General features: G+C 70.1%; 21 protein-coding genes. 13 read left to right on the forward strand and 8 right to left on the reverse strand.

Annotated features, from left to right (window positions below; genetic code table 11):
• Positions 1 to 3 precede the first annotated feature (3 nt).
• Positions 4 to 1,206 (reverse strand): class I SAM-dependent methyltransferase, encoded by a 1,203-nt coding sequence (locus tag MJ607_RS11470; RefSeq protein WP_243075718.1) that lies wholly within the window; start codon positions 1,204 to 1,206, stop codon positions 4 to 6.
• Positions 1,207 to 1,352: 146 nt separating this feature from the next.
• Between MJ607_RS11470 and groES the strand changes: the two genes are divergently transcribed.
• A complete protein-coding gene (gene groES / locus MJ607_RS11475; RefSeq protein ID WP_243075719.1) occupies positions 1,353 to 1,649 on the forward strand; it encodes a co-chaperone GroES in 297 nt (98 codons plus the stop codon).
• A 167-nt stretch (positions 1,650 to 1,816) separates the two neighbouring features.
• Positions 1,817 to 2,827, forward strand: coding sequence for an EamA family transporter RarD (gene rarD / locus MJ607_RS11480; protein ID WP_374238052.1), 1,011 nt, complete (start codon positions 1,817 to 1,819; stop codon positions 2,825 to 2,827).
• A 22-nt stretch (positions 2,828 to 2,849) separates the two neighbouring features.
• Here rarD and MJ607_RS11485 read toward each other — a convergent pair whose 3' ends face one another.
• Positions 2,850 to 3,182 carry a metal-sensitive transcriptional regulator gene (locus MJ607_RS11485; RefSeq protein ID WP_243075720.1) on the reverse strand — a complete coding sequence of 111 codons (333 nt, stop codon included), beginning with the start codon at positions 3,180 to 3,182 and terminating at the stop codon, positions 2,850 to 2,852.
• Positions 3,179 to 5,440: a cation-translocating P-type ATPase gene (locus MJ607_RS11490; RefSeq protein WP_243075721.1), complete on the reverse strand. Its 2,262-nt coding sequence runs from the start codon at positions 5,438 to 5,440 to the stop codon at positions 3,179 to 3,181. The genes MJ607_RS11485 and MJ607_RS11490 overlap by 4 nt, the downstream gene beginning before the upstream one ends.
• 244 nt (positions 5,441 to 5,684) lie before the next feature.
• Between MJ607_RS11490 and MJ607_RS11495 the strand changes: the two genes are divergently transcribed.
• Complete coding sequence (locus MJ607_RS11495) at positions 5,685 to 6,971, forward strand: ABC transporter substrate-binding protein (RefSeq protein WP_243075722.1); 1,287 nt, start codon at positions 5,685 to 5,687, stop codon at positions 6,969 to 6,971.
• Positions 6,972 to 7,153: 182 nt separating this feature from the next.
• On the opposite strand, the gene MJ607_RS11500 is transcribed toward MJ607_RS11495, so the two are convergent.
• The 4 genes from MJ607_RS11500 to MJ607_RS11515 form a co-directional block, all read right to left on the reverse strand.
• Positions 7,154 to 7,873, reverse strand: coding sequence for an ABC transporter ATP-binding protein (locus MJ607_RS11500; RefSeq protein ID WP_243075778.1), 720 nt, complete (start codon positions 7,871 to 7,873; stop codon positions 7,154 to 7,156).
• A 71-nt stretch (positions 7,874 to 7,944) separates the two neighbouring features.
• Positions 7,945 to 8,988, reverse strand: coding sequence for an ABC transporter ATP-binding protein (locus tag MJ607_RS11505; RefSeq protein WP_243075723.1), 1,044 nt, complete (start codon positions 8,986 to 8,988; stop codon positions 7,945 to 7,947).
• The gene (locus tag MJ607_RS11510; protein ID WP_243075724.1) at positions 8,978 to 9,955 is read right to left on the reverse strand and encodes a branched-chain amino acid ABC transporter permease; all 978 of its coding nucleotides are present in this window, start codon (positions 9,953 to 9,955) and stop codon (positions 8,978 to 8,980) included. Before MJ607_RS11510 ends, MJ607_RS11505 begins: the two co-directional genes overlap by 11 nt.
• 4 nt (positions 9,956 to 9,959) lie before the next feature.
• The gene (locus MJ607_RS11515) at positions 9,960 to 11,270 is read right to left on the reverse strand and encodes a branched-chain amino acid ABC transporter permease (RefSeq protein WP_308193830.1); all 1,311 of its coding nucleotides are present in this window, start codon (positions 11,268 to 11,270) and stop codon (positions 9,960 to 9,962) included.
• Between the two features lie 265 nt (positions 11,271 to 11,535).
• On the opposite strand from MJ607_RS11515, the gene guaB reads away from it, so the two are divergent.
• Positions 11,536 to 13,038: an IMP dehydrogenase gene (gene guaB / locus MJ607_RS11520; RefSeq protein WP_243075725.1), complete on the forward strand. Its 1,503-nt coding sequence runs from the start codon at positions 11,536 to 11,538 to the stop codon at positions 13,036 to 13,038.
• Positions 13,039 to 13,184: 146 nt separating this feature from the next.
• Here the strand turns inward: guaB and MJ607_RS11525 are convergent, their stop codons facing one another.
• Positions 13,185 to 14,645, reverse strand: coding sequence for a DHA2 family efflux MFS transporter permease subunit (locus MJ607_RS11525; protein WP_243075726.1), 1,461 nt, complete (start codon positions 14,643 to 14,645; stop codon positions 13,185 to 13,187).
• 82 nt (positions 14,646 to 14,727) lie between these two features.
• On the opposite strand from MJ607_RS11525, the gene MJ607_RS11530 reads away from it, so the two are divergent.
• The 9 genes from MJ607_RS11530 to MJ607_RS11570 all read left to right on the forward strand — a co-directional run bounded on the left by MJ607_RS11530 (position 14,728) and on the right by MJ607_RS11570 (position 24,599).
• Positions 14,728 to 15,363: a TetR/AcrR family transcriptional regulator gene (locus MJ607_RS11530; protein WP_243075727.1), complete on the forward strand. Its 636-nt coding sequence runs from the start codon at positions 14,728 to 14,730 to the stop codon at positions 15,361 to 15,363.
• Between the two features lie 74 nt (positions 15,364 to 15,437).
• Positions 15,438 to 15,722 carry a DUF2277 domain-containing protein gene (locus MJ607_RS11535; protein WP_243075780.1) on the forward strand — a complete coding sequence of 95 codons (285 nt, stop codon included), beginning with the start codon at positions 15,438 to 15,440 and terminating at the stop codon, positions 15,720 to 15,722.
• A gap of 151 nt (positions 15,723 to 15,873) precedes the next feature.
• On the forward strand, positions 15,874 to 17,562 hold the full coding sequence (locus MJ607_RS11540; protein WP_243075728.1) for an ATP-binding cassette domain-containing protein: 1,689 nt from the start codon (positions 15,874 to 15,876) through the stop codon (positions 17,560 to 17,562).
• Between the two features lie 61 nt (positions 17,563 to 17,623).
• The gene (locus MJ607_RS11545) at positions 17,624 to 18,742 is read left to right on the forward strand and encodes a GuaB3 family IMP dehydrogenase-related protein (RefSeq protein WP_243075781.1); all 1,119 of its coding nucleotides are present in this window, start codon (positions 17,624 to 17,626) and stop codon (positions 18,740 to 18,742) included.
• Positions 18,743 to 18,822: 80 nt separating this feature from the next.
• Entirely contained in the window at positions 18,823 to 19,575 is a 753-nt protein-coding gene (locus MJ607_RS11550) for an SURF1 family protein (protein ID WP_243075782.1), read from the forward strand.
• 145 nt (positions 19,576 to 19,720) lie between these two features.
• A complete protein-coding gene (locus MJ607_RS11555; RefSeq protein ID WP_243075729.1) occupies positions 19,721 to 20,242 on the forward strand; it encodes a DUF3817 domain-containing protein in 522 nt (173 codons plus the stop codon).
• Between the two features lie 13 nt (positions 20,243 to 20,255).
• Complete coding sequence (gene guaA, locus MJ607_RS11560; protein WP_243075730.1) at positions 20,256 to 21,839, forward strand: glutamine-hydrolyzing GMP synthase; 1,584 nt, start codon at positions 20,256 to 20,258, stop codon at positions 21,837 to 21,839.
• 35 nt (positions 21,840 to 21,874) lie between these two features.
• Positions 21,875 to 23,092, forward strand: a complete 1,218-nt coding sequence (locus MJ607_RS11565; RefSeq protein ID WP_243075731.1) for a hypothetical protein — start codon at positions 21,875 to 21,877, stop codon at positions 23,090 to 23,092.
• 76 nt (positions 23,093 to 23,168) lie between these two features.
• Positions 23,169 to 24,599 carry a glycosyltransferase gene (locus MJ607_RS11570; protein ID WP_243075732.1) on the forward strand — a complete coding sequence of 477 codons (1,431 nt, stop codon included), beginning with the start codon at positions 23,169 to 23,171 and terminating at the stop codon, positions 24,597 to 24,599.
• Position 24,600: the final 1 nt, after the last annotated feature.

Genomic DNA, 24,600 nt, shown 5'->3' on the forward strand with positions numbered 1-24,600 from the left:
GCGTCAGGCGGCCGCAGCCACGCGGTCGGCGAGCAGCGCGACCCGCTTCTGCCCGATGCGCGTCAGGATCAGCGTCGCCGAACCCTCCCCACGCAGCGCGAGGGACTTCCGCAGCACGGCGGGGTCGACATCCACTCCCCGCTTCTTGATCTCGAGCGTGCCGATGCCGCGCTCGCGCAGCGTCTTGCCGAGCTTCTTCGTGTCGGCGGGCAGCTCCTCGCGCACGCGGAACGACGCGACGAAGGGCGACGTGAGGGGCGCATCCGACGTGAGGTAGGCGATGTGCTCGTCGAGCATCCCGGCCTCGAGCGACCGCGCGACGTCGCCGATGAGCTTCGCGCGGATCACCGCGCCGTCCGGCTCGTGCACGAACGCGCCGAGGGCGCGTGCGGGCTCGTCCGCGGCATCCTGCTCCGCCGTCATCTCCCACGCCGATTCGCCGCGCACGACGAGCGCCGCGCGCCGCACGCCCGGCCGGGCGAGCTGCCTCGACCAGACGACGAGCTCGATCGTCGAGCCCTCGGCACTCACCCACTGCGCCTCGACGTCGTCGGGGAGCAGGGCGCGGTCGAGTGCGGGGCCGAGTTTGACGCCCACGGGATGCTGTGCCGCGAGGTCGAACACCCAGTCGAGGGACGGCGACCAGTCCTCGGGCCGAGCCCGCTTCGTCTCGCCGTGGCCCGCCGTGCGCCGCGCGGGATCGAGCCAGTACGCATCGACCTCGGCGTCGGCGACGGCGTCCTCTGCGCGAGCGTGGCGGACTGTCACGTCTTCGCCGAACGGCGCAAGGTTGTAGGCCGCGATCGCCGCCGTGACGTCGTCGGCGTCGACCGCGACGACCTTGAGGCCGAGTGCGGCGAACCCCATCGCGTCGCCCCCGATGCCGCAGCCGAGGTCGGCGACCGACGTCATGCCGGCGCCCCGGAACCGCGCCGCGTGCCGGCCCGCGATCGAGAGCCGGGTCGCCTGCTCGAGGCCCGCGCGCGTGAAGAGCATGCGGTCGGCGAACGCGCCGAACTTCGTGCGCGCCCGCTCGCGGAGCCGCGCCTGCGTCACGACGGCCGAGACCGACTCGGGGGAGTGCCCCGCAGACCGCAGCCGCGACACCGTGCGGGCGACGTCGTCCGAGGACTCGAGGGGCGGCAGCTCGTCGAGCAGCCGCAGACCGTCGGGCGTCAGCAGCACGGCGAGCTCGGCGAGATCCATCCGGCCAGCGTAGGGCGAGTGCGGCCGAGTGTGACGTCACTTGGCACTCACGTTGCACGAGTGCCAGCCCGCCACCTAGACTGGATCAGCACTCGCCCCCTGTGAGTGCTAACGAGTTTTGTCTCAAGGAAAGCAGAGGTAGACCCGTGTCGGTTTCCATCAAGCCGCTCGAGGACCGCATCGTCATCACGCAGGTCGAGGCCGAGCAGACCACGTCCAGCGGACTGGTCATCCCCGACACCGCCAAGGAGAAGCCCCAGGAGGGCGAGGTCGTGGCAGTCGGCCCCGGGCGCATCGACGACAACGGCAACCGCATCCCGCTCGATGTCGCCGTCGGCGACCGCGTGATCTACAGCAAGTACGGCGGCACCGAGGTCAAGTTCGGCGGCGACGAGTTCCTCGTCCTGTCGGCTCGCGACGTGCTCGCGGTCGTGGTCCGCTAAGACCCGCACACTTTCCGAAGGGGCCTGGATGCTTCGGCATCCGGGCCCCTTCGTCATGCCCGCCGGTCCTCACGGCGGCGAGGCTGGCGGGAATCGAACGCAGGACGGCAGGGCGACGGATGCCGCACCGGGCCGCGGTGCGGAAGCCCCGCCATAGGCTGGAACCCGTGACACAAGAGTCCCCATCCACGACGCCCGTGAGCCCGAGCGGTGCGGCCGGGGGAGCGGCATCCGGACTCGACTCTCCCCGTCAGCGCACCCTCGGCGGCGTGTACGCGTTCATGGCCTACCTCTTGTGGGGCTTCCTTCCCCTCTACTTCCTCCTTCTCGCGCCGACGGGCCCGTGGGAGGTCGTCGCGTGGCGGATCATCCTCTCGCTCGCGTTCTGCGCGTTCCTGCTGACCGTCACACGCACGTGGCCCAAGCTCGTCGCGATCCTGCGCAATCGCCGACTCGTCGGCTGGACGATGGTCGCGGGCGCCCTGATCTACGTCAACTGGCAGGTCTTCCTCATCGCGACCCTCACGGGCCACGTCGTGGAGACGAGCCTCGGCTACTTCATCAACCCGATCGTCACGGTGCTGCTGGGCGTGCTCGTGCTGCATGAGCGCCTGCGCGTCGCGCAGTGGATCGCGCTCGGGATCGCGACGGCGGCGGTGCTCGTGATCATCCTCGGCTACAGGTCGTTCCCGTGGATCGCGCTGTCGCTCGCCTTCAGCTTCGGCTTCTACGGCCTCGTCAAGAAGCGCATCGGGCCCTCGGTCGATGCGATCAGCGGCCTCACGCTCGAGTCGCTGTGGCTCACGCCGCTCGCGATCGTGCAGCTCGTCGTCGTCGGCGCGACGGTGGGGCTCACGATGGGGCAGGAGGGTGCAGGTCACACCGCCCTGCTGCTGTTCGCGGGCGTCGCGACGGCGATCCCGCTGCTGCTCTTCGCGGCCGGCGCGCGCCGCGCTCCGCTGACGCTCATCGGCATCCTGCAGTTCGTCGCGCCGATCCTGCAGTTCGTCTTCGGAGTCTGGCTCCTCGGCGAGCCGATGACGCTCGAACGCTGGATCGGCTTCGGCCTCGTGTGGGTCGCGCTGACGCTGCTCACGGTCGACTCGCTCGTCGCCGCGCGCCGCGCGCGGCAAGGTCAGGGCGTCGAGAGCGTCTCGGACGTCGCTGAGCTCACCTGACGGCCGCCCAGGCGTCCGCGCGTCAGCGCACGAGGCGCGCGATCGCCTGCGTCGCCTCGGCGATCTTCGCGTCGGCTTCGGGGCCGCCGAGCCTCGCGGCATCCACGACGCAGTGTTTGAGGTGGTCGTCGAGCAACCCGATCGCGACGGCTTCGAGCGCGCTCGTGAGGGCGCTGATCTGCGTCAGGATGTCGATGCAGTACTTCTCGTCCTCCACCATCTTGTGGATTCCGCGCGCCTGCCCCTCGATGCGCCGAAGGCGGTTGAGGTACTTGTCCTTGTCGGTGATGTAGCCGTGGTGCGATTCATGGGGATGCCCGACGGATGCCGCTCCCGGCGTGACTGCACTGGTCATCGTGTCTCCTTGACGGGGTGGACGGTGTCGGCGTGGCTGCGGAACCGCCGCAGCCGGAGGCTGTTGCCGACGACGAAGGCGCTCGAGAAGGCCATCGCGGCGCCCGCGATCATCGGATTGAGCAGCCCCAGCGCCGCGAGCGGGATCGCCGCGACGTTGTAGGCGAAGGCCCAGAAGAGATTGCCTTTGATGGTTCCGAGCGTGGCCCGCGACAGGCGGATCGCGTCGCCGGCACTCCGCAGATCGCCGCGGACGAGAGTCAGGTCCGAGGCTTCGATCGCGGCATCCGTCCCCGTCCCCATCGCGAGCCCCAGGTCGGCCTGCGCGAGCGCTGCGGCGTCGTTGACGCCGTCCCCGACCATCGCGACGACCCGGCCCTCGGCCTGCAGGCGCGAGATGACCTCGAGCTTCTCGGCGGGCTGCACCTGTGCGATGACGCGCTCGATCCCGACCTCGGCGCCGATGCGGCGGGCGACGGTCTCGTTGTCGCCGGTCAGCAGGATGGGCTCGAGTCCGAGACGCCGCAGCTGCGCGATCGCTTCGGCGCTCGTCGGCTTGACGCGGTCGGCGACCGCGAGGATGCCGCGCACGGCGCCGTCCCACGCGACGACGACGACCGTCGTGCCCCCGGCCTCGAAGCGTGCCACGGCCGCGGCGAGCGGCGGGTCGAGGTGCAGGGCCCACTCCGTGAGGAACGCGGGGCGGCCCGCGACGACGGCGTGCCCGTCGACGATGCCCTGGACGCCCCCTCCCGGGACGCTCTGGAACGACTCGGCAGCCGGGAGCGCGCCGATCTCGGCGGCCGCGGCCCGAGCGATGGCCTGGCCGACGGGGTGCTCCGAGGCGTGCTCGACCGCTCCTGCGAGACGCAGCAGCTCGGCCCGCTCGACGCCCGGCGCGACGACGACGTCGGTGAGCGACATCCGTCCCGACGTCACGGTGCCCGTCTTGTCGAGCACGACGGTGTCGACCGCGCGCGTGGACTCGAGCACGTGGGGACCGCGGATCAGGATGCCGAGCTGTGCGCCGCGGCCCGTGCCCACCAGGAGCGCGATCGGCGTCGCGAGCCCGAGGGCGCACGGGCAGGCGATGATGAGCACCGCGACGGCTGCGCCGAACGCGGCGGCGGGCGGCGATCCGAGTGCGAGCCACACGACGAGGGTCAGCACGGCGATGCCGATGACGATCGGGACGAAGACGGCCGAGATGCGATCGGCGAGGCGCTGGGCAGCCGCCTTGCCCGACTGCGCCTCTTCCACGAGGCGCGCCATGCGGGCCAGCTGCGTGTCGGCGCCGACGCGCGTCGCGCGCACGACGAGCCGGCCGCCGACGTTGACGGTGGCCCCGACGACGGCGTCGCCCGGGGCCGCCTCGACGGGCATGGATTCTCCCGTCACGGTGGAGGCGTCGATCGCCGAGGTGCCCGACACGACGACGCCGTCGGTCGCGATCCGCTCGCCGGGACGGACGACGAACTCGTCGCCGACGCGCAGCTGGTCGACGGGCATGCGCACCTCGATGCGCGAGCCCGAGACGAGGTCGCGGCGCAGGACCGCGGCATCCTTCGCCCCGACCTCGAGCAGTGCGCGCAGCGCCGCCCCGGCCTCGCGCTTGGACCGCACTTCGAAGTAGCGCCCCGCGAGCACGAACATCGTGACTCCCGCCGCGACCTCGAGGTAGAGGCTGCTGGAGGCGTCGTTCGACGAGATCGTCCACGAGTAGCCGTGCGTCATGCCGATCATGCCCGCGTCGCCGAAGAGGAGCGCGTAGAGCGACCACAGGTAGGCCGCGCCGACGCCGACCGAGATCAGGGTGTCCATCGTGACGGCGCCGTGCCGCAGGTTCATCCACGTCGCGCGGTGGAACGGCCACGCCGCCCACGTCACGACGGGGGTCGCGAGGGCGAGCGAGACCCACTGCCAGCCCGGGAACTGCAGCGCGGGGATCATCGCGAGCAGGATCACGGGCACCGACAGGGCGACCGACGCGATGAGGCGCCGCTTCAGCGACGAGAGCTCGGGGTCGACGTGGTGCTCGTGCTCGCGCACGGGCGCGGGGAGCGCGGCGCCGTAGCCCGTCTGCTCGACCGCGTCGATGAGAAGGCGGGGGTCGAAGCCTTCGGGCGCGGAGACGTGCGCCTTCTCGGTCGCGAAGTTGACGGATGCCTCGACCCCGTCGAGTCCGTTGAGCCGCTTCTCGACGCGCGCCGCACACGACGCGCACGTCATGCCCGTGATCTCGAGGTCTATGAGCGTCATCGGATGCCTTTCCATGGATCGATACCCCTCGGGGGTACCTGGGTAAACCTTATACCCGACTGGGGTATTCCCGGGGCTCGATCGAGGCATTCCCGGGACCGCTCCCACGCAGTCGATGACGGTGGTGCACAGCGTTACAAACCGTTAACGAAAGGCAATACACAAGAGACGCGGTCCCGATTAGGTTTGATCCACTGGGCCGGACCCCGAGCCGTGCCCGCATTCACCCACAGCAAGGAGCAACATGAGCGTCTTCACCCGCTCGCGTAAGGCCACCGTCGTCGGCGCGATCGCGCTCGCCGGTGCCACTGCCCTCGTTCTCGCCGGATGCTCCGGCGGCGGAACGAGCGGCGAGAGCAGCGCACCCGCCACCGAGTCGCGCGACCTGGCCCTCAAGATCGGCACGATCCTGCCCCAGACGGGCTCGCTCTCGTTCCTCGGCCCGCCCGAGGAGGCAGGCGTCGGCCTCGCCGCCGAGGACATCAACGCCGTCGCCGAAGAGACCGGTCTCAGCCTCGACGACATCGTCTGGGGCGACTCGGGCGACACCGACAACAAGGCATACGCCACCACCATCCAGAAGCTCATCTCGGAGGGCGTGACCGCCGCCATCGGCGCCGCGTCGTCGGCAGTGACGAAGCTCTTCCTCGACGACGCCGTCGCCTCGGGCATCATCACGTTCTCGCCGGCCAACACCTCCGTCGACTTCATCGACTGGGACGACAACGGCCTCTACTGGCGCACGGCTCCCGCCGACACGCTCCAGGGCGAGGTCCTCGGAAACCTCGTGGCCGAGGACGGCCACAAGAACGTCGCGATCCTCTACCAGAACGACTCGTACGGCACGGGCCTCTCCGGCGTCTTCAAGGACGTCTTCACGGGCTCGGGCGGCACGATCGTCGAGGAGCAGTCGTACAACACGGGCGACACGAGCTTCGACGCGCAGATCAGCGCGCTGCTCGCGTCCAACCCCGACGCGATCCTCCTCGTCACGTTCGATGAGATCTTCACGATCGGCCCCGCGCTGCTCCAGGCCGGCTACCCCGCCGAGGACCTGTACCTCGTCGACGGCAACCTGAAGAACTTCGGCACCGACGCGAAGTGGCCCGCGGGTCTGAGCATGGAAGGCGCGAAGGGCACGACTCCCGCAGGTCCTGCTCCCGACACCGAGTTCCAGGGTCGCCTCAACGAGTGGTGGACCGCTCAGGGCAACAGCGAGCTGACCGACTTCTCGTACGCCAACGAGTCGTACGACGCCGTCGTCCTGCTCGCCCTCGCGTCGCTCGCGGCGAACTCCACCGACTCGGCCGATGTCGCGGCCAAGCTCCAGGAGGTCTCGGGCGGTTCGGGCGATGGCGAGAAGTGCACCACCTACAAGGAGTGCGCGGACATCATCCTCGGCGGCGGAGTCGCGGACTACGACGGCTTCTCGGGCCCGATCACGTTCGCTGACAACGGCGACCCGACAGAGGCGACGATCGGCATCTTCCAGTACGGCGCCGACAACAACAACACGCGTATCGACATCTGATCGACTGACGCAAGGAGGGGCCCCGGAGCGATCCGGGGCCCTTTCGTCTGCGCGGGGCGACCGCGGTCGCCCCGCGCAGACGGTGCGAGACGCCGCGTTTGCGAGACCCAGCACGAGCGCCGGCGACAAAGAGAAGAGCGGATGCCGCAGCATCCGCTCGTCTCGTCACTTCTCGTACCGGATCAGACCCCGTCCGCGCCCAGCGTGCCGAGGTACAGGCCGATGACCTTCGGATCGTTGAGCAGCTCGCGGCCCGTGCCCTCGTAGGCGTCGCGGCCCTGGTCGAGGACATAGCCGCGGTCGCAGATCTGCAGGCAGCGTCGGGCGTTCTGCTCGACCATGATCGTCGTGACGCCCGCCTTGTTGATGTCGGAGACGCGGATGAACGCATCGTCCTGACGGACGGGGCTCAGGCCCGCCGACGGCTCGTCGAGCAGGAGCACCGACGGGTTCATCATGAGCGCGCGCGACATCGCGACCATCTGCCGCTCGCCACCCGACAGTGAGCCGGCGCGCTGCTTGAGGCGCTTGCCGAGCTCGGCGAAGATCCCCGTGACGAACTCGAGTCGCTCGGCGTAGTTCTTCGGGGCCTGGTAGAGGCCCATCTGCAGGTTCTCCTCGATCGTGAGGGAGGGGAACACGTTGTTGGTCTGCGGCACGAACCCGACGCCGCGCTGGACGAGCTTGTCGGACTTGAGCCCGACGACGCTCTCGCCGTCCACCGTGATCTCGCCGTCGCGCACTTTGACCATGCCGAAGATCGCCTTGAGGAGCGTCGACTTGCCGGCGCCGTTCGGGCCGATGATGCCGATCAGCTCGCCCTTGCGGGCGAGGAGGTTGGCCCCGTTGATGATGTTGATGCCCGGGAGGTAGCCCGCGGTGAGGTTGCTGACGTTGACCACGACCTCGTCGGTCTTGGCTCCGGCGGTGCGGGGGGCGCCGGGTGCGGGCGCGGCGCCTGTGGGAGCGTCGGTCACTTCTTCTCCTCCTCGGCCTCGGCGATGGAGGCCTCTTCCGCCTCTTTGATCTCTTCGAGCAGATCGAGTGCGCTGGGGTCGAGCTCTCCGGCGACGCGACCCGTGACGACGCCGAGGTCGACGTCCTGGTGGCTGCCGAGGTAGGCGTCGATGACCGCGTGGTCGAGCATGACCGTCTCGGGCGGTCCCTCTGCCACGACACGTCCCTCGGCCATGACGACGACCCAGTCCGCGATGTGGCGCACCATGTGCATGTCGTGCTCGACGAACAGCACGGTCATGCCGAGGTCCTTGAGGTCGAGGATGTGGTCGAGCAGCGACTCGGTGAGGGCCGGGTTGACGCCCGCCATGGGCTCGTCGAGCATGACGAGGCTGGGGTCGTTCATGAGCGCGCGGGCCATCTCGAGCAGCTTGCGCTGGCCGCCAGACAGCGAGGCGGCGTAGTCGTCCGCCTTCGCGTCGAGCTTGAAGCGCGCGAGCAGCTCCATGGCCTTGTCTTCGATGTCGTTGTCCTGCTTGCGCCAGATCGCCGGGATGACGCTCGCCCAGAGGCTCTCGCCCTTCTGGTTGCCCGAGCCGAGCTTCATGTTCTCGAGCACCGTCAGCAGCGACAGCGCCTTCGTGAGCTGGAAGGTGCGGACCTGCCCCATGCGGGCGACCTTGAACGAGGGGATGCCGGCCAGCTGCGTGCCGTCGAACGACCACGTTCCCGAGTTCGGCTTGTCGAAGCCGCACAGCAGGTTGAACAGGGTCGTCTTGCCGGCGCCGTTCGGGCCGATGAGGGCCGTGATCGCGTTGCGGGGGATCTCGAGGTGCTCGACGTCGACGGCGGTCAGACCGCCGAACCGGCGGGTCACCTGGTCGATCACGAGGATCGGGTCGTTCTTGGCGACGCCGGGTGTGGCATCCCCCTTCGCGAGCCCCCCGGTCTTCGGGCGCCGGACGCTTCCCGTCGCTGTCGTGACGGCCGGCGTCGAGCCGGTCGCGGGCGACGCGGCACCCGGTGCGACGGGCTCCTGAGGCGTGCTGTTACTTGACAAAGGTCAGCTCCCTCTTGTTTCCCATGATGCCCTGCGGGCGGAAGATGACGATGAGCATGAGGGCGACGCCCACGAGGATGAACCGCAGCGTGCCGGCCTGCGAGGTGGACATGCCGAGGAATCCGGCCTGCGCGAGCGCCGGCAGCACGTTGTCGAGGAAGCCCATGATGACCCAGAAGATGACCGAGCCCAGAACGGGGCCGAACACCGTCGCGGCGCCGCCGAGGAGCAGGATCGTCCAGAGGAAGAAGGTCAGCGACGTCGTGTAGGTCGCCGGGATGACGGCCGAGGGGAGTGCGAAGACGACGCCGCCGAGCGCGCCGAACACACCACCGATGATGAGCGCCTGCATCTTGTACGAGAAGACGTTCTTGCCGAGCGAGCGCACGGCGTCCTCGTCCTCGCGGATGCCCTTGAGCACGCGGCCCCACGGGCTGCGCATGAGCGCCCACACGAGGTAGATCGCGATCGCGAGCAGGATGATGCCGAAGACGCGCACCCAGAGCTGGTTCTCGGTCCAGACCCAGGGCCCGAAGCCGTAGGTCCCCTCGGGGAACGGGTTGGCCGCGCGGAAGCCCGCGTGGTAGCCGCCGAGTCCGTCGGCCGAGTTGGTCCACTCGTCGAAGAGCAGCGTCGTCAGCAGCAGCCGGACGATCTCGGCCGCCGCGATCGTCACGATGGCGAGATAGTCCGCTCTCAGACGCAGCGTCGGGATGCCGAGGATGATCGCGAAGATCCCGGCCGCGATGCAGCCGACGATGATGCCGACCCACCAGGGCCAGCCGAAGCTCAGGATCGAGATGGCATAGCCGTAGGCGCCGAGCGCCATGAAGCCCGCCATGCCGAAGTTGAGCAGGCCCGCGTAGCCGAAGTGCACGGCCAGTCCGGTCGCCGCCAGCGCGTACGCGATGGTCTCCGGGCTGAAGATCCAGTAGGCCGTGTTGTTGAGAATCTGTCCCCAATCCATGGCCCTAGCCCAACCTCTCCTTGCGACCCAGGATTCCCTGGGGCCTCACCAGCAGGATGATGATCAGCACGGCGAGCGCGCCGACGTACTTCATGTCCGGTGGTATCCACAGCGTCGAGACTTCGACGAGTATGCCGACGATGAGCGAGCCGATGAGGGCGCCGAACGCCGTCCCCAGTCCGCCGAGCGTGACGGCGGCGAAGATCAGCAGCAGCACCTGGCCGCCCATGTCCCACTTGACGCCCGGGCGGAAGTACGCCCACAGCACGCCGGCGATCGCCGCGAGGGCCGCCGCCAGGATCCACACGATGCGGATGACCCGGTCGACGTTGATTCCGGATGCCGCGGCCAGGCCCGGGTTGTCGCTGATGGCGCGCGTCGCCTTGCCGACCCGCGTCCGCAGCAGCCAGTAGGCGACCGCGACGAGCAGGACGATGCTCGTCAGCATCGAGACGACGTCGATCCATGACAGCGCGATCGGGCCGAGACGGATGTCGCGCGGGGCGCCGGCACCGGGCAGCTGGTACGTGCCGCCGCCGATGAAGAAGAGGTAGACGTACCGGATCGTGAGAGAGAGGCCGATGCTCACGATCATGACCTGCACGAGACCCAGGCCTCTTCGCCTCAAGGGTTTCCACAGTCCCGCGTCGAGCGTGAGGCCGAGCAGGCCGCCCATCACGATGACGAGCGGGAGCACGATCCACATGGGCCATCCCAGGATCGAGCCGAAGACGAGTGCCACGATGGCGCCGAAGGTCAGCATCTCGCCGTGCGCGAAGTTGCTGAGGCCCGTCGTGCCGTAGATGAGCGAGACGCCCACGGAGGCGAGGGCGAGGAGCAGACCGAAGTTGAGGCCGTTCATGAGCCGGTCGAGCAGCTGCGCCCAGAGCGGGACGGTCTCGCGGACGCCCTCTCCGAGGAAGAGATTGACGATCTTGGTGTTCGTCAGGCCGAACTCGACGTCCTGCGAGGCGGATTCGCCCTCGACGATCACCCCCTCGGGGAGCGTCGACTCGTCGACGGTCAGCGTGTACTCGCCCTTCTCCGGCACATAGAGACGCCACTTGCCCTCGGCATCCGTCGAGGTGTCGGCTTCGAAGCCGTTGCCCTCGATCGAGACGCCTACGGCTTCGAGGGGCTTGTCGTCGAAGGTGATGACGCCGGCGAAGTAGAAGTCGGTCTTGTCCTGGTCGTCGCCGGGCGCTGCATGGGCTGCCGGGCCCCCGAGGAAGACCATCGCAGCGGCGAGGAGCACACCGAGCAGCGCGGCGAGCCAGGGTGTGGCTCGCCGTACGGCGGTAGTCGTAGGACTCACAGAACCTCCAGACAGGCGCGATCGACCGAGGTTCGGGTCGCATCGGCCGTGATGAACGACGGTACGAGCGTAATGTGTCGCGGCTGTTTCGCACACAAGACTGTGGAGAGACGGAATCCCACGTGGAATGGGTCGGGGTTTCCCCGGCCCGCGACTGGGAATGAAATCCCGGTCTGCTCGCTTAGAATCGGTACGGCGCGTCCTTCTCGCGCACCGGCCGTCGTCGTCCCACCCCGAGCAATGCGCCGCGCGCGGAGGAGAACCCATGGATCATCACGACCCCTTCGGCTTCGTCGGACTGACGTACGACGATGTCCTGCTGCTGCCCGGTCACACCGACGTCATCCCGAGCGAGGCCGACACGTCCTCTCGTGTGACGCGGCGGATCACCGTGGCGACGCCGCTCATCTCGAGCGCGATGGACACCGTCACGGAAGCGCGCATGGCGATCGCGATCGCGCGCGAGGGCGGCCTCGGCATCATCCACCGCAACCTGTCCATCGCGGAGCAGGCGGCCATGGTCGACCGCGTCAAGCGCAGCGAGTCGGGCATGATCACCGACCCCATCACGACGACGCCCGACGCGACGATCGAAGAAGTCGACGACCTCTGCGCGAAGTATCGCATTTCGGGCCTCCCCGTCGTCGACGAGGCTGGACTCCTCGTCGGCATCGTCACGAACCGCGACATGCGCTTCGTCTCGGGCTTCGAGCGTCAGGCGACCAAGGTCCGCGACGTCATGACGACCGAGAACCTCGTGACGGGCCGCGTCGGCATCAGCGCCGGCGAGGTCATCGCCCTGTTCGCGCACCACCGCGTGGAGAAGCTCCCGCTCGTCGAGGACGACGGCCGCCTCGCGGGCCTCATCACGATCAAGGACTTCGACAAGAGCGAGAAGTATCCCCTCGCGACGAAGGACGAGCAGGGACGCCTGCGCGTCGGTGCAGCCATCGGCTTCTTCGGTGATGCGTGGGAGCGCGCCGAGGCCCTCCGCGACGCGGGTGCCGACGTCATCGTCGTCGACACCGCCAACGGCCAGTCGGCCGGTGTCATCGACATCGTCCGCCGCATCAAGGCAGACGCGACCTTCGCGCACATCGACGTCATCGGAGGCAACGTCGCGACCCGCGAGGGCGCCCAGGCGCTCATCGACGCGGGCGTCGACGCCGTCAAGGTCGGCGTGGGTCCGGGCTCGATCTGCACGACCCGCGTCGTCGCGGGCGTCGGCGTGCCCCAGGTCACCGCGATCTACGAGGCGTTCCTCGCCGCACGCGAGGCCGGCGTTCCGGTCATCGCGGACGGCGGGCTGCAGTATTCGGGCGACATCGCGAAGGCGCTCGTCGCCGGCGCGGACAGCGTCATGATCGGCTCGCTCTTCGCCGGCACGGACGAGAGCCCGGGCGAGATCGTCTTCGTCGGCGGCAAGCAGTTCAAGCAGTACCGCGGAATGGGCTCGCTCGGTGCCATGCAGACGCGCGGCAAGAAGACCTCCTACTCCAAGGACCGCTACTTCCAGGCCGACGTCCCCAGCGACGACAAGCTCATCCCCGAGGGCATCGAGGGTCAGGTCGCCTACCGCGGCCCGGTGGCGGCCGTCGCGTATCAGCTCGTCGGAGGCCTGCGGCAGTCGATGTTCTACGTCGGCGCGCGCACGATCGACGAGCTCAAGTCCAAGGGCAAGTTCGTCCGGATCACGGCGGCGGGCCTCAAGGAGTCGCACCCGCACGACGTGCAGATCGTCGTCGAGGCGCCCAACTACCGCAAGTAGAGGTCGCGCTTCCGCGGGTTCGCTAGCCTGAGCGGGTGATCCGGAGCAGGCCTGACCTGACGCCGTCCGCATACGCCGCGAGACTTCACTCGTGTCGCTTGACGCGCGGTCTGCGGCGACACGAGTGAAGTCTCGCGGGTGGTGGGTCAGGCGGATGCGAGCTCGGGATCGCGGGATGCTGCGCCTGCGGCATCCGTCCCCTCGTGGGTCGTCGTCCCCGAGCGGCCCGCGGGCAGCCAGACGGCCGCGACCGCCGCGGCGAACAGCACCGCGGAGCCGACGAGCACGGCGGGCCGGGCGGCGTCGACGTAGAGGTCGGGCTGCAGTTCGCCGCCGCCGCCGACGAAGATCGCGGTCATGACGGCCGTGCCCAGCGCGATGCCGATCTCGCGGACCGTCGAGTTGACCCCCGACGCCTTGGCGTGGTCGAGCACGCCGAGCGTCGCGAGCAGGGCGGTCGCCGAGGGTGCGAACACGAGGCCCATGCCGACTCCGGCCATGACGAACGGGATCACGAGCTGGGCGTAGTCGAGGTCGGCCGACAGCATGAGGCCGATCCAGCCGAGCGCGGCCCCCTGCAGGACGAGTCCCGACAGCATGAGCACGCGCGTGCCGACCCGCGGCGCGATGATCCCCGCGATCGGCGCGACGAACATGGGCGCGAGCGTCCAGGGGGTCGTCTGCACGGCGGCCTCGAGGGGGCTCGAGCCCTGCACGACCTGCATGTACTGGATGAGGATGAACACGGCGCCGAACGTGCCGAAGCTGAACGCGAAGCCCACGACGTTCGTGAGCGAGAACGACCGGTCGCGGAAGAGGCGCAGCGGAACGAGTGGCGACGCCGCGCGACGCTGCCACAGCACGAACCCGACGAGCAGCCCGGCGCCCGCGACGAGCTCGGCGATGACGCTCGCCGACGTCCAGCCGTCGTCGTTGCCGCGCACGATCCCGTGGACGAGGGCGAGCACTCCGACGGCCGCGAGGATCGCGCCGACGACATCGATGCGCGCGCGGGCGCCGAAGTCGTTGTTCAGCGCGAACAGCGCGAACGGGATCGCGATGATCGCGACGGGGACGTTGATCCAGAAGATCGCCTGCCAGTTCCAGCCCTCCATGACGGCGCCGCCGACGAGTGGCCCGACGGCGACGCCGAGGCCCGAGATGCCTCCCCACAGGCCGATCGCGAGCGGTCGGCGCTGCGGTGCGACACCGCCTGAGATGAGGGCGAGCGACAGCGGCATGACCGCCGCCCCGCCGAAGCCCTGCAGAGCGCGTGCCGCGATGAGCTGGGACGGGTCGCCGCTGAGCGCCGCGAGCACCGACCCGATGCCGAACACCGCGATGCCGACGAGGAAGACCGTGCGACGCCCGAACCGGTCGCCGAGCGCCGACGCGACGAGGATCGCGCTCGCGAAGGCGAGGGTGTACGCGTTGACGAACCACTGCAGCTCCTCGACGCTCGCGCCGAGTTCGGCGTGCAGGACGGGAAGCGCATTCGTCATCACGAGGTTGTCGAGGGTCGCCATGAACATGGGAACGGATGCCGCGGCCACGACGAGCCCGAAAGCACGCCGGCGGGTCGGGGCGGGGGAGACGACGTCGCTCATCGCGACCTCCGATCTGGTTGTTGTAATCGGATGATTACTAAGACGAGGATCAATGTAGTAATCGACTGATAACATGTCAAGCGTGAGTGCGAATCAGGGAACGACGACGGCGTCGCCCGAGACCGGCCGCCGGATGAGCTCCGAGGAGCGCCGCGAGCAGATCATCGCGGCGGCGCTCGCCGTGTTCGGCGCGCGAGGCTACGAGGGCACGACGACCGACGACGTCGCGCGTACGGCGGGCGTGAGCCAGCCCTACGTCGTGCGGCTGTTCGGCACGAAGGAGAACCTCTTCCTCGCCGCCGTGCAGTCGGCCCTCGACGAGCTCATGCGGGTGTTCCGCGCCGCGCTCGAGGACGACTCGACCGATCGTCCCGTCTCCAAGCGCATCGGCGAGGCCTACGTCGCGCTGCTGAGCGTCCGCGGACTGCACCAGACCCTTTCGCACGCGTGGCTGCTCGGCGGCCACCCCGTCATCGGGCCTGCCGCGCGCCGGGGCTTCGCGCTCGTGTGGGCGTTCTTCCGCGACGAGGCGGGCCTCGAGCCCGATGAAGCGCGCGCCTTCCTGGCCGAGGGCATGCTCATCAACGTCATGATCGGCATGCGGCTCGTCGACGACTACGGATCGGACCCGCGCATCACCGAGCTCTTCCGCGCGTGCTTCCCGACCGAGCTGCCGCACATCCTCGACATCGCGCCGCGCGGCGACGAGCCCTGGTGACCCGACCGACCCCGCGTCTCGCGGCTGTCGGGAGACAGGAGACGGATGCCGCAGCCCGGCGTATCGTCGGGGGCATGTGCCGCAGCATCCACACCCTCCACAACTTCGAGCCGGCCGCCAGCAGCGAAGAAGTGCACGCCGCCGCGCTCCAGTACGTCCGCAAGATCGCGGGGACGACGAAGCCGTCGAAGGCGAATCAGGAGGCCTTCGACCGCGCCGTGCACGAGATCACGCACATCACGCAGCACCTGCTCGAGGATCTCGTCGCGGTCGTGCCGCCGAAGAACCGCGAGGAAGAGGCCGAGAAGGCCCGCGCCCGCGCGATCAAGTCGGGGCGCTACGCCGCGCCGGCTGCCTGAGCGCCCGCCTCGCCTCCACTCCTACCGGACCATTCCACGTCGTTCGGATCAGAAAGCGCTGCCTCATCCGATTTCGGTGCAATGGTCCGTGGCAGGTCAGGTCGGGTAGGCTGGTCGGCTCCGCGCTCGCAGGGGCGGACGGAGAATCACTGTGGGGTACATCGACGTAGGCGGCGTCTCTTTCGCGCTGCCCGACGGGCGGCCGCTGCTCGACGACGTCGCGTTCCGGGTCGGCGAGGGGTCGACGACGGCGCTCATCGGCGCGAACGGCGCGGGCAAGACGACGCTGCTGCGGATGATCCGCGGCGAGGTCGCGCCCGACCAGGGGTCGATCTCGATCGGCGGAGGCCTCGGAGTCATGGATCAGTTCGTGGGGCACGGCAGCGCCGGGCAGACCGTGAGCGACCTGCTCGTCACGGTCGCGCCGGCGCGGGTCGCGCGCGCCGCCCGTGAGCTCGAGGCTGCCGAGAACGCCCTCATCGAGCGCGACGACCTCGAGACCCAGATGCGGTACGCGACGGCGCTCGCCGATTACGCTGAGGCGGGCGGGTACGAGCACGAGACGGTGTGGGACACGTGCACGATCGCCGCGCTCGGCGTGCCTTTCGCGCGGGCGCGCTACCGCGAGCTGGTGACCCTCTCGGGCGGCGAGCAGAAGCGCCTCGCGCTCGAGGCGCTCCTTCGAGGGCCCGACGAGGTGCTGCTCCTGGACGAGCCCGACAACTACCTCGACGTGCCCGGCAAGCGCTGGCTCGAGCAGCGGCTGCGCGAGACGTCCAAGACTGTCCTGCTCGTCTCGCACGACCGCGAGCTGCTCGCACGCGCCGCCGATCGCATCGTGACCCTCGAGGCGAGCCCCGCGGGCAGTTCCGCGTGGGTGCACGGCGGCGGGTTCGCGACGTACCACGCGGCACGCGAGGACCGGATGCTGCGCCTCGACGAGCTGCGGCGGCGCTGGGACGAGCAGCACGCCAAGCTCAAGGCGCTCGTCGCCGATCTCAAGGTCAAGGCCGCCGCCAACGACGGCTTCGCGTCGCGCTACCGAGCGGCCCAGACCCGGCTCCGCCGCTTCGAGGATCCGGGCCCGCCCGAAGAGCGCCCGCCCGAGCAGGAGCTCGCGCTGCGCCTGCGCGGCGCCCGGACGGGCAAGCGCGCCGTCGTCGCCGAGACCCTCGAGCTGACGGGACTCATGCAGCAGTTCGACCTCGAGGTGTGGTTCGGCGACCGTGTCGCGGTGCTCGGCTCGAACGGATCGGGCAAGTCGCACTTCCTGCGTCTGCTCGCCCGCGGCGGCACCGACCCCGACGCGCGCCTCGGGCACGTGACCCCGGTCGGATCGGGCCTCGCCCCCGTGCCGCACACGGGCCGTGCGATCCTCGGGGCGCGCGTCGTGCCGGGATGGTTCGCGCAGACCCACCAGCATCCCGAGTTCACCGGCCGCACGCTGCTGGACATCCTGCACCGCGGCGACGACGTGCGATCCGGGATGCCGCGCGACGCGGCGAGCTCCGCGCTCGACCGCTACGGGCTCGTGCGGCAGGCCGAGCAGACCTTCGACACGCTGTCGGGCGGCCAGCAGGCGCGGCTGCAGATCCTGCTGCTCGAGCTCTCGGGTGCGACGCTGCTGCTGCTCGACGAGCCCACCGACAACCTCGACCTCGTCTCGGCCGAAGCGCTCGAGGACGCCCTCGCGCGCTTCGAGGGGACGGTCGTGGCCGTGACGCACGATCGCTGGTTCGCGCGGTCGTTCGATCGCTTCCTCGTTTTCGGCCAGGACGGGCAGGTGCGCGAGACGCCCGAGCCGGTGTGGGACGAGCGACGGGTCGTCCGTGCGCGCTGAGGAGCCGCATCCCGTCCCGAAGGGGCCGCGCAGGCGGTCCGAGTAGGCTGGGGTGGTGAGCATGGAGATCGAGATCGGCCGCGCCAAGCGCGCTCGCCGGGCCTACGCGTTCGATGACATCGCGGTCGTGCCCTCGCGGCGCACACGCAATCCCGAGGACGTCTCGACGGCCTGGACGATCGACGCCTTCCAGTTCGGCATCCCGGTCATCGGGGCGCCGATGGACTCGGTCATGAGCCCGCGCACGGCCATCATGCTCGGCCAGCTCGGCGGCGTCGGCGTGCTCGACCTCGAGGGCCTCTGGACCCGCTACGACGACCCCACGCCGCACCTCGCCGAGATCGCCGCGCTTCCGGATGCCGCTGCCACGGCGCGCATGCAGGAGCTGTACTCCGAGCCCATCAAGGCCGAGCTCGTGCGCGATCGCCTCGCCGAGATCCGCGCCGCGGGCGTCACGGTCGCGGGCGCCCTCACGCCGCAGCGCACGCAGGAGCTCTACGAGACCGTCGTCGCGGCGGGCGTCGACCTGTTCGTCATCCGCGGCACCACGGTCTCGGCCGAGCACGTCTCATCGGTAGAGCAGCCCCTCAACCTCAAGAAGTTCATCTACGACCTCGACGTCCCCGTCATCGTCGGCGGGGCCTCGACCTACACCGCGGCGCTGCACCTCATGCGCACGGGCGCAGCGGGTGTGCTCGTCGGCTTCGGCGGCGGTGCCGCCTCGACGACCCGCGCGACGCTCGGCGTGCACGCTCCCATGGCCACGGCCGTCGCGGATGTCGCCGGCGCGCGCCGCGACTACCTCGACGAGTCGGGCGGCCGCTACGTCCACGTCATCGCGGACGGCGGCGTCGGCACGTCGGGCGACATCGTCAAGGCGCTCGCGATGGGAGCGGATGCCGTCATGCTCGGCGTCGCCCTCGCGCGGGCCACCGACGCACCGGGACTCGGCTTCCACTGGGGCCCCGAGGCGCACCACGCCAAGCTGCCGCGTGGCCGCCGCATGAAGGTCGAGCAGCTCGTCGACCTCGAGTCGGTGCTCTACGGGCCCGCGCCCGTCGCCGACGGCACCGCGAACCTCATCGGCGCGCTGCGCAAGTCGATGGCCACGACCGGATACTCCGACCTCAAGGAGTTCCAGCGCGTCGAGGTCGTCGTCGCGCCCTACAGCGGCGGATGACCGACTCCGCGGACCCATCGGCAGGCTCGGGGGCCCTCGGCGGCGATGTAGAGGTCTTCCCGCCGACCCTGCGCGAGGTCATGCTCCGGGGGCGCTGGATCGGCATGCTCGTGCTGTGCCTCGTCGTCGCCGGCGTCTTCGCGTGGCTGGGGCAGTGGCAGCTGAGCCGCGCGATCGACACCAACCCCCTCCCGCCCGGTGCGACCGAGGAGGTCCGTCCGATCGGGGATGTCGTCGAGCCCGGTGAGTACCTGCCCGAGCCCCTCGTGGGGCAGCGGGTCGAGGCATCCGGATCCTGGATCCCCGGCGACTTCCTCGTCGTGTCGTCCCGCTACAACGACGGCGAAGAGGGTTACTGGGTGACGGGCCAGCTGCGGATCGACGGCGCCGCAGCGCCGACGTCGCTCGCCGTCGCGATCGGCTGGGCGGCGACCCCCGAGGACGCGCAGGCGGCGGTCGACGCGTTCGAGCGGGATGCCGCGGGCCCCGTCACGGTCGTCGGGCGCCTCGTCTCGGACGAGGGTCCTGCGACGCCCCCGCGCGGCGCGGATCCGCAGACCATGACGCGCATGTCCCCCGCGGCGCACCTGAGCCAGTGGCACGACATCGAGGGCCTCGAGGTGTATCGCCCGTACCTCGCCTCGGAGGCCGCTCTCGCACCGCTCGACGACATCCACTCGCCCCCGCCCGAGGAGAGCTCGGGCATCAACTGGCTCAACATCTTCTACGCGATCGAATGGGCAGTATTCGCGGGCTTCGCCTTTTACCTCTGGTATCGCCTCGCGCGCGACGCCTGGGAGAAGGAGGTCGAGGATCTCGAGGTTGACGCGTGACGGATCAATGCGCGCGAAGCCCGCGTTGATGCGGCGCGGGTCAAGGTTGAGTAGGCGGCGAAGCCCCCGTATCGAAACCAGAGCGGCTGCCACGGCATCCTGAACGGCACCGGACCCCCGAAAGCCCGCGGGTAGACTGGAGTCCATGCCCTCCGCCCCGAAGCTCGCGTCTTTCCCTGCGATCCGGGGTGCGCTGCGGTTCTACCAGATCTGCTCGATCATCACGGGAACGATGCTGCTCCTGCTGTGCGCGGAGATGCTCATCAAGTACGGCCTCGGCTACGAGCTCTTCCTCGGCGGCTCGGGCGGCTTCCTGTGGTTCGCGCCGCTCGACGCGTTCGGCGAATCGACCGGCGACGGACTGAACCTGTCGCTCGGCATCCTCGTCGCGCACGGCTGGTTCTACGTCGTGTACCTGTTCTCGTGCTTCCGCGTGTGGAGCCTCATGCGCTGGCAGTTCATGCGCTTCCTGCTGCTGGCTTCGGGCGGCATCATCCCGTTCCTCTCGTTCTTCCTCGAGGCGCGCGTCGCGCGCGACGTCAAGCGCTACCTCGCCGAGCGCGAAGCCGCCGACGCCGCGGGCGAGGGGCAGTCTCACCGCCTCGCGGCGCACTCGACGCTGACCGAGACGATCCCCACCGACTCCACCGAGCGCCCGCTCCTCTGACCGAAAGCAGCCTGTGACAGAGCAGACCGAGACCTCCCAGCGTCCCGTCCTCGTCGTCGACTTCGGCGCGCAGTACGCGCAGCTCATCGCACGTCGCGTGCGCGAGGCCGGCGTCTACAGCGAGATCGTCCCGCACACCGCGACGGCCTCCGACATCGCCGCCAAGAACCCCGTCGGCATCATCCTCTCGGGTGGACCGTCGTCGGTGTACGACGAGGGAGCCCCCGCGCTCGACGCCGGCGTGTTCGACCTCGGCGTTCCGACCCTCGGCATCTGCTACGGCTTCCAGGTCATGGCGCAGACCCTCGGCGGCGAGGTCGCCAACACGGGGCTGCGCGAGTACGGGGCGACGGATGCCGCGGTCACGGGCGACGGCGGCGTGCTGCTGGGCGGCCAGCCGGTCGACCAGAACGTCTGGATGAGCCACGGCGACCAGGTGTCCCGCGCTCCCGAGGGCTTCGACGTGCTCGCCTCGACCTCCGCGACGCCGGTCGCCGCGTTCGGGAACGACGAGCGTCGCTTCTACGGCGTGCAGTGGCATCCCGAAGTCAAGCACTCCGACCACGGCCAGGCCGTCATCGAGAACTTCCTGCACAAGGCCGCGGGGCTTCCTGCCGACTGGAACAGCGGCAACGTCATCGCCGAGCAGGTCGCGCGCATCCAGGCGCAGATCGGATCGGGCCGCGTGATCTGCGGACTCTCCGGCGGCGTCGACTCCGCCGTCGCGGCGGCACTCGTGCACAAGGCCGTCGGCGATCAGCTCGTCTGCATCTTCGTCGACCACGGACTGCTGCGTAAGGATGAGCGCGAGCAGGTCGAGAACGACTACGTCGCCTCGACGGGCGTGCGCCTCGTGACGATCGACGCGCGCGAGCAGTTCCTCACGGCCCTCGCGGGCGTCTCGGACCCCGAGCAGAAGCGCAAGATCATCGGGCGAGAGTTCATCCGCTCGTTCGAGGCCGCCGAGAAGGCGCTCATCGCCGAGGCGGAGGCCGACGGCGAGCCGATCCGCTTCCTCGTGCAGGGCACGCTCTACCCCGATGTCGTCGAGTCCGGCGGCGGCACCGGCACGGCGAACATCAAGTCGCACCACAACGTCGGCGGCCTTCCCGAAGACCTGCAGTTCGAGCTCGTCGAGCCGCTGCGGACGCTCTTCAAGGACGAGGTCCGCGCGATCGGTCGCGAGCTGGGCCTTCCCGAGGTGATCGTCGGACGACAGCCGTTTCCGGGCCCCGGCCTCGGCATCCGGATCGTGGGGGAGGTCACCGCTGACCGTCTCGAGATTCTGCGTGACGCCGACGCGATCGCCCGCGAGGAGCTGACCCGCGCGGGCCTCGACGGCGAGATCTGGCAGTGCCCCGTCGTGCTGCTCGCCGACGTGCGCTCGGTGGGCGTGCAGGGCGACGGCCGCACCTATGGCCACCCCATCGTGCTGCGCCCCGTCTCGTCCGAGGACGCCATGACGGCCGACTGGACGCGCCTGCCCTACGACGTGCTGTCGAAGATCTCGAACCGCATCACGAACGAAGTGCGCGAGGTGAACCGCGTCGTGCTCGACGTCACGTCGAAGCCGCCGGGCACCATCGAGTGGGAGTGAGCTGAAGGACGACTCGGGAAAGGCAGCGCCGCCGCTTGGACGATCAGCCCCTCCCGCCGACGGATGACCCGCACCCGGCGACCCCGGAGGGCGAGCCCCTGCCCGTCGTACCCGATGCGGCACCTGCCCCCGCTCCGCCGGCCGTGCCGGTCGAGGACGCGGTTGCACCGGCTGCGCCTGCCGCCGACGCGCCCGCGCCGGTCGCCGTCCCGCCCCTCCCGCCCGCGCCTCTCACCTACCCGCCCGCGCCGGTCGTGCCTCGCGCGGCCGGCGGGGAAGAGTCCGCGCTCCCACAGCCCGGCGCCGCGACCGGAGAGTCCGCCGCGATCCCGGAGCCTGTGGCATCCACTCGTCCTCGCCGGTCGAAGGGTGCCATCGTCGCGATCTGGCTCCTGGCGATCGGGCTCGTGCTCGCCGTCGCCGCCGGCGCATGGCTGGTCGTGCAGTTCCTCGAGGCGCAGGAGCAGATCTCCGACCAGAAGGACCGCATCTCGGAGCAGGAAGACGAGATCGAGCGGCAGAAGGAGCTCATCGACAGGAAGGACACGTTCGGCGCCGCGATGAACGGGCTGCTCGACACCGCCGCGGTCTTCCAAGGCGTGCCGACGACGTCGATCGTGCCGTGGGACGAGTACCAGGCGCTCGTGAACCGCGCATGGGGGCACCGCTGGGATGCCGCAAAGCTCACGACCGACACCGAGCAGGTCGTCGCCGCCGCCGAGGAGCTCGGCGCCGTGTGGGCGGCCGCGCAGCAGGAGGTGAGCTCCAACGCGACGGGGACCGCGTACGAGTCGGTCATCGATCGCCTCGGTGCGGGCCTCGTGCGTTCGCTGCTCGACCGGGACTCGTGCGGCGACGAGGAGAACATCCTCGGATGCGTGTGGTCGGACGAGCCCTACCTCGTGCACTTCGATGCGGCCGCCGACGTCGAGCCTTTCATGACCGACGAACTGCGCACGGGAATCGCCTACCACGAGTTCGCCCACGTGCTGCAGTTCACCAATCAGGAGGCGCTGGATGCCGTGCTGCCGGCGTTCAGCGGGGACCACGAGGTCATGGCGGACTGCTTCGCGCTGACGTTCCTCCCCGGCTGGAAGCTCGACCACCGCATCTGGGTCAGCAGCTACGAGTACTGGGACGTCAGCATCGGCTACGGACAGGTGTGCTCGGACGCGCAGAAGCAGGCGGTCCGCGATTGGTACGCGGGGCTTCCCGTCACATCGCGGCAGCTTCAGGCCGAGAACGCATCGTAGCGACGGCTCCGGCCAGGGCGGAGCACCGGTTCACGACCGGACCGGGATGCCGGGCGCAGTGGGGGAGGATGGACGGATGAGCGACCTCCTGCCCGACGCGCGCTACCTCGTGCTCGCGAGCCGGCTCGTCCCCGATCGCGACGGCGGCTTCACGATCTCGGTGCTGCGCCGTGCCCTCGACATGGCCGACGCCGGCGCCGAGCCGCTCCTGCTGACGATCGATCCCGGAGAGTCCACCGACCACGACGCCGATCGTGCCGAGTGGGTGCGCCGGGGGCTGCTCGCCGATCCCGCGGGCCTGCGCAACCTCTTCGACGACGCGCGGACCGATCCTTCCTGGCTGCGCTCCGCCGCGCTGCCGGGGCCTGTCCCCACGTCGGAGTGGCCGTACCGCGCGATTGTCGACGCGTCGGGGCGCACCGTCCTCGAACTGCCCGTCATCAGCGGCGACCCCGCGTGGCACCTCTCGGATGCGCCCGTGCGCATCTGGGGCGAACAGGGTCCGGTGGGCTGGCTCCCCGGTTTCGGCGGGCTCTACCGCGCGTGGCTCGACGCGCTCGCCGCGGCCGGGGCCCCGCGCCCGGAGGCTCCAGCCGACGCGTCAGCGGCGACTGGAGTGGGCGTGGGGACCGTCGCCCCTGTCGTCCTGCTCTGCGAAGCACGCCAGGTCGGCGAAGCCCTCGTCGCACCGGGGGCTCCCGCGCTCGACCCGGGCATCCGGATCCTGCACACGACCCACGCGTGCCATGTCGTCGCGCCGTTCGCCTGGGATTCGCCGATGGATGCCGCGTGGGAGCGCTGGTTCGCCGTCGCCGACCGGTTCGACGGGGTGCTGTGGCTCACCCGGAGTCAGCAGGCCGATGTCGAGCGGCGGCTGGGGAGCGGCATCCGCTCATCCGTCGTCCCGCACCCGGCGCCGCGACCCTCGGGCGCCGAGCCGGACCCCGTGCCGGGTCGCATCCTCGTGCTGAACTCGCTCATCCCGCGCAAGCGCGTCGACCACGCGATCCGCGCGCTCGCGACGCTGCGGCGGACCGTGCCGGAGGCGCACCTGCACATCTACGGCGACGGCGCGCAGCGCGGCGAGCTGGAAGCGCTCGCGGAGGAGCTGGGTGTCTCGGACGCCGTCGAGCTTCGGGGGCACACCGCCGATACGAGCCGGGCGTGGGCGGAGGCGGATGTCTTCGTCCTCGCGAGCACGAACGAGGGACAGCCGCTCGTCGTGCTCGAGGCGCTCGGCGCCGGTGTGCCGGTCGTGAGCTACGACATGCCGTACGGGCCGCGCGACACCCTCGCGCTCGGGGGAGGGGTGCTCGTCGCCGACGGCGACGCGGAGGCCCTCGCCGCGGCGCTCGGTGAGGTCATCGCCGACCGCGCGCTGCGCGCCCGGCTGTCGAGCGAGGGGCGTACGGCTGCGCTGACGATGGATGCCGCGTCCTCGATGCGCGCGCTCGGCGCGGCCGTGCGCGTGGCCCTCGACGAGCCCGTGGAGCGGATCGGGCGCTGAG

Source organism: Microbacterium sp. SS28 (genome assembly GCF_022761035.1).
GTDB lineage: Bacteria > Actinomycetota > Actinomycetes > Actinomycetales > Microbacteriaceae > Microbacterium.

What these genes read in the sequence shown, in the direction of transcription:
- MJ607_RS11550 (WP_243075782.1), top strand. Translation starts at nt 18,823, where the DNA reads ATGCTCCGGGGGCGCTGGATCGGCATGCTCGTGCTGTGCCTCGTCGTC.
- MJ607_RS11490 (WP_243075721.1), bottom strand. Translation starts at nt 5,440, where the DNA reads ATGACGCTCATAGACCTCGAGATCACGGGCATGACGTGCGCGTCGTGT.
- MJ607_RS11525 (WP_243075726.1), bottom strand. Translation starts at nt 14,645, where the DNA reads ATGAGCGACGTCGTCTCCCCCGCCCCGACCCGCCGGCGTGCTTTCGGG.
- MJ607_RS11470 (WP_243075718.1), bottom strand. Translation starts at nt 1,206, where the DNA reads ATGGATCTCGCCGAGCTCGCCGTGCTGCTGACGCCCGACGGTCTGCGG.
- MJ607_RS11485 (WP_243075720.1), bottom strand. Translation starts at nt 3,182, where the DNA reads ATGACCAGTGCAGTCACGCCGGGAGCGGCATCCGTCGGGCATCCCCAT.
- MJ607_RS11570 (WP_243075732.1), top strand. Translation starts at nt 23,169, where the DNA reads ATGAGCGACCTCCTGCCCGACGCGCGCTACCTCGTGCTCGCGAGCCGG.
- MJ607_RS11495 (WP_243075722.1), top strand. Translation starts at nt 5,685, where the DNA reads ATGAGCGTCTTCACCCGCTCGCGTAAGGCCACCGTCGTCGGCGCGATC.
- MJ607_RS11545 (WP_243075781.1), top strand. Translation starts at nt 17,624, where the DNA reads ATGGAGATCGAGATCGGCCGCGCCAAGCGCGCTCGCCGGGCCTACGCG.
- guaB (WP_243075725.1), top strand. Translation starts at nt 11,536, where the DNA reads ATGGATCATCACGACCCCTTCGGCTTCGTCGGACTGACGTACGACGAT.
- MJ607_RS11510 (WP_243075724.1), bottom strand. Translation starts at nt 9,955, where the DNA reads ATGGATTGGGGACAGATTCTCAACAACACGGCCTACTGGATCTTCAGC.
- MJ607_RS11555 (WP_243075729.1), top strand. Translation starts at nt 19,721, where the DNA reads ATGCCCTCCGCCCCGAAGCTCGCGTCTTTCCCTGCGATCCGGGGTGCG.
- MJ607_RS11535 (WP_243075780.1), top strand. Translation starts at nt 15,438, where the DNA reads ATGTGCCGCAGCATCCACACCCTCCACAACTTCGAGCCGGCCGCCAGC.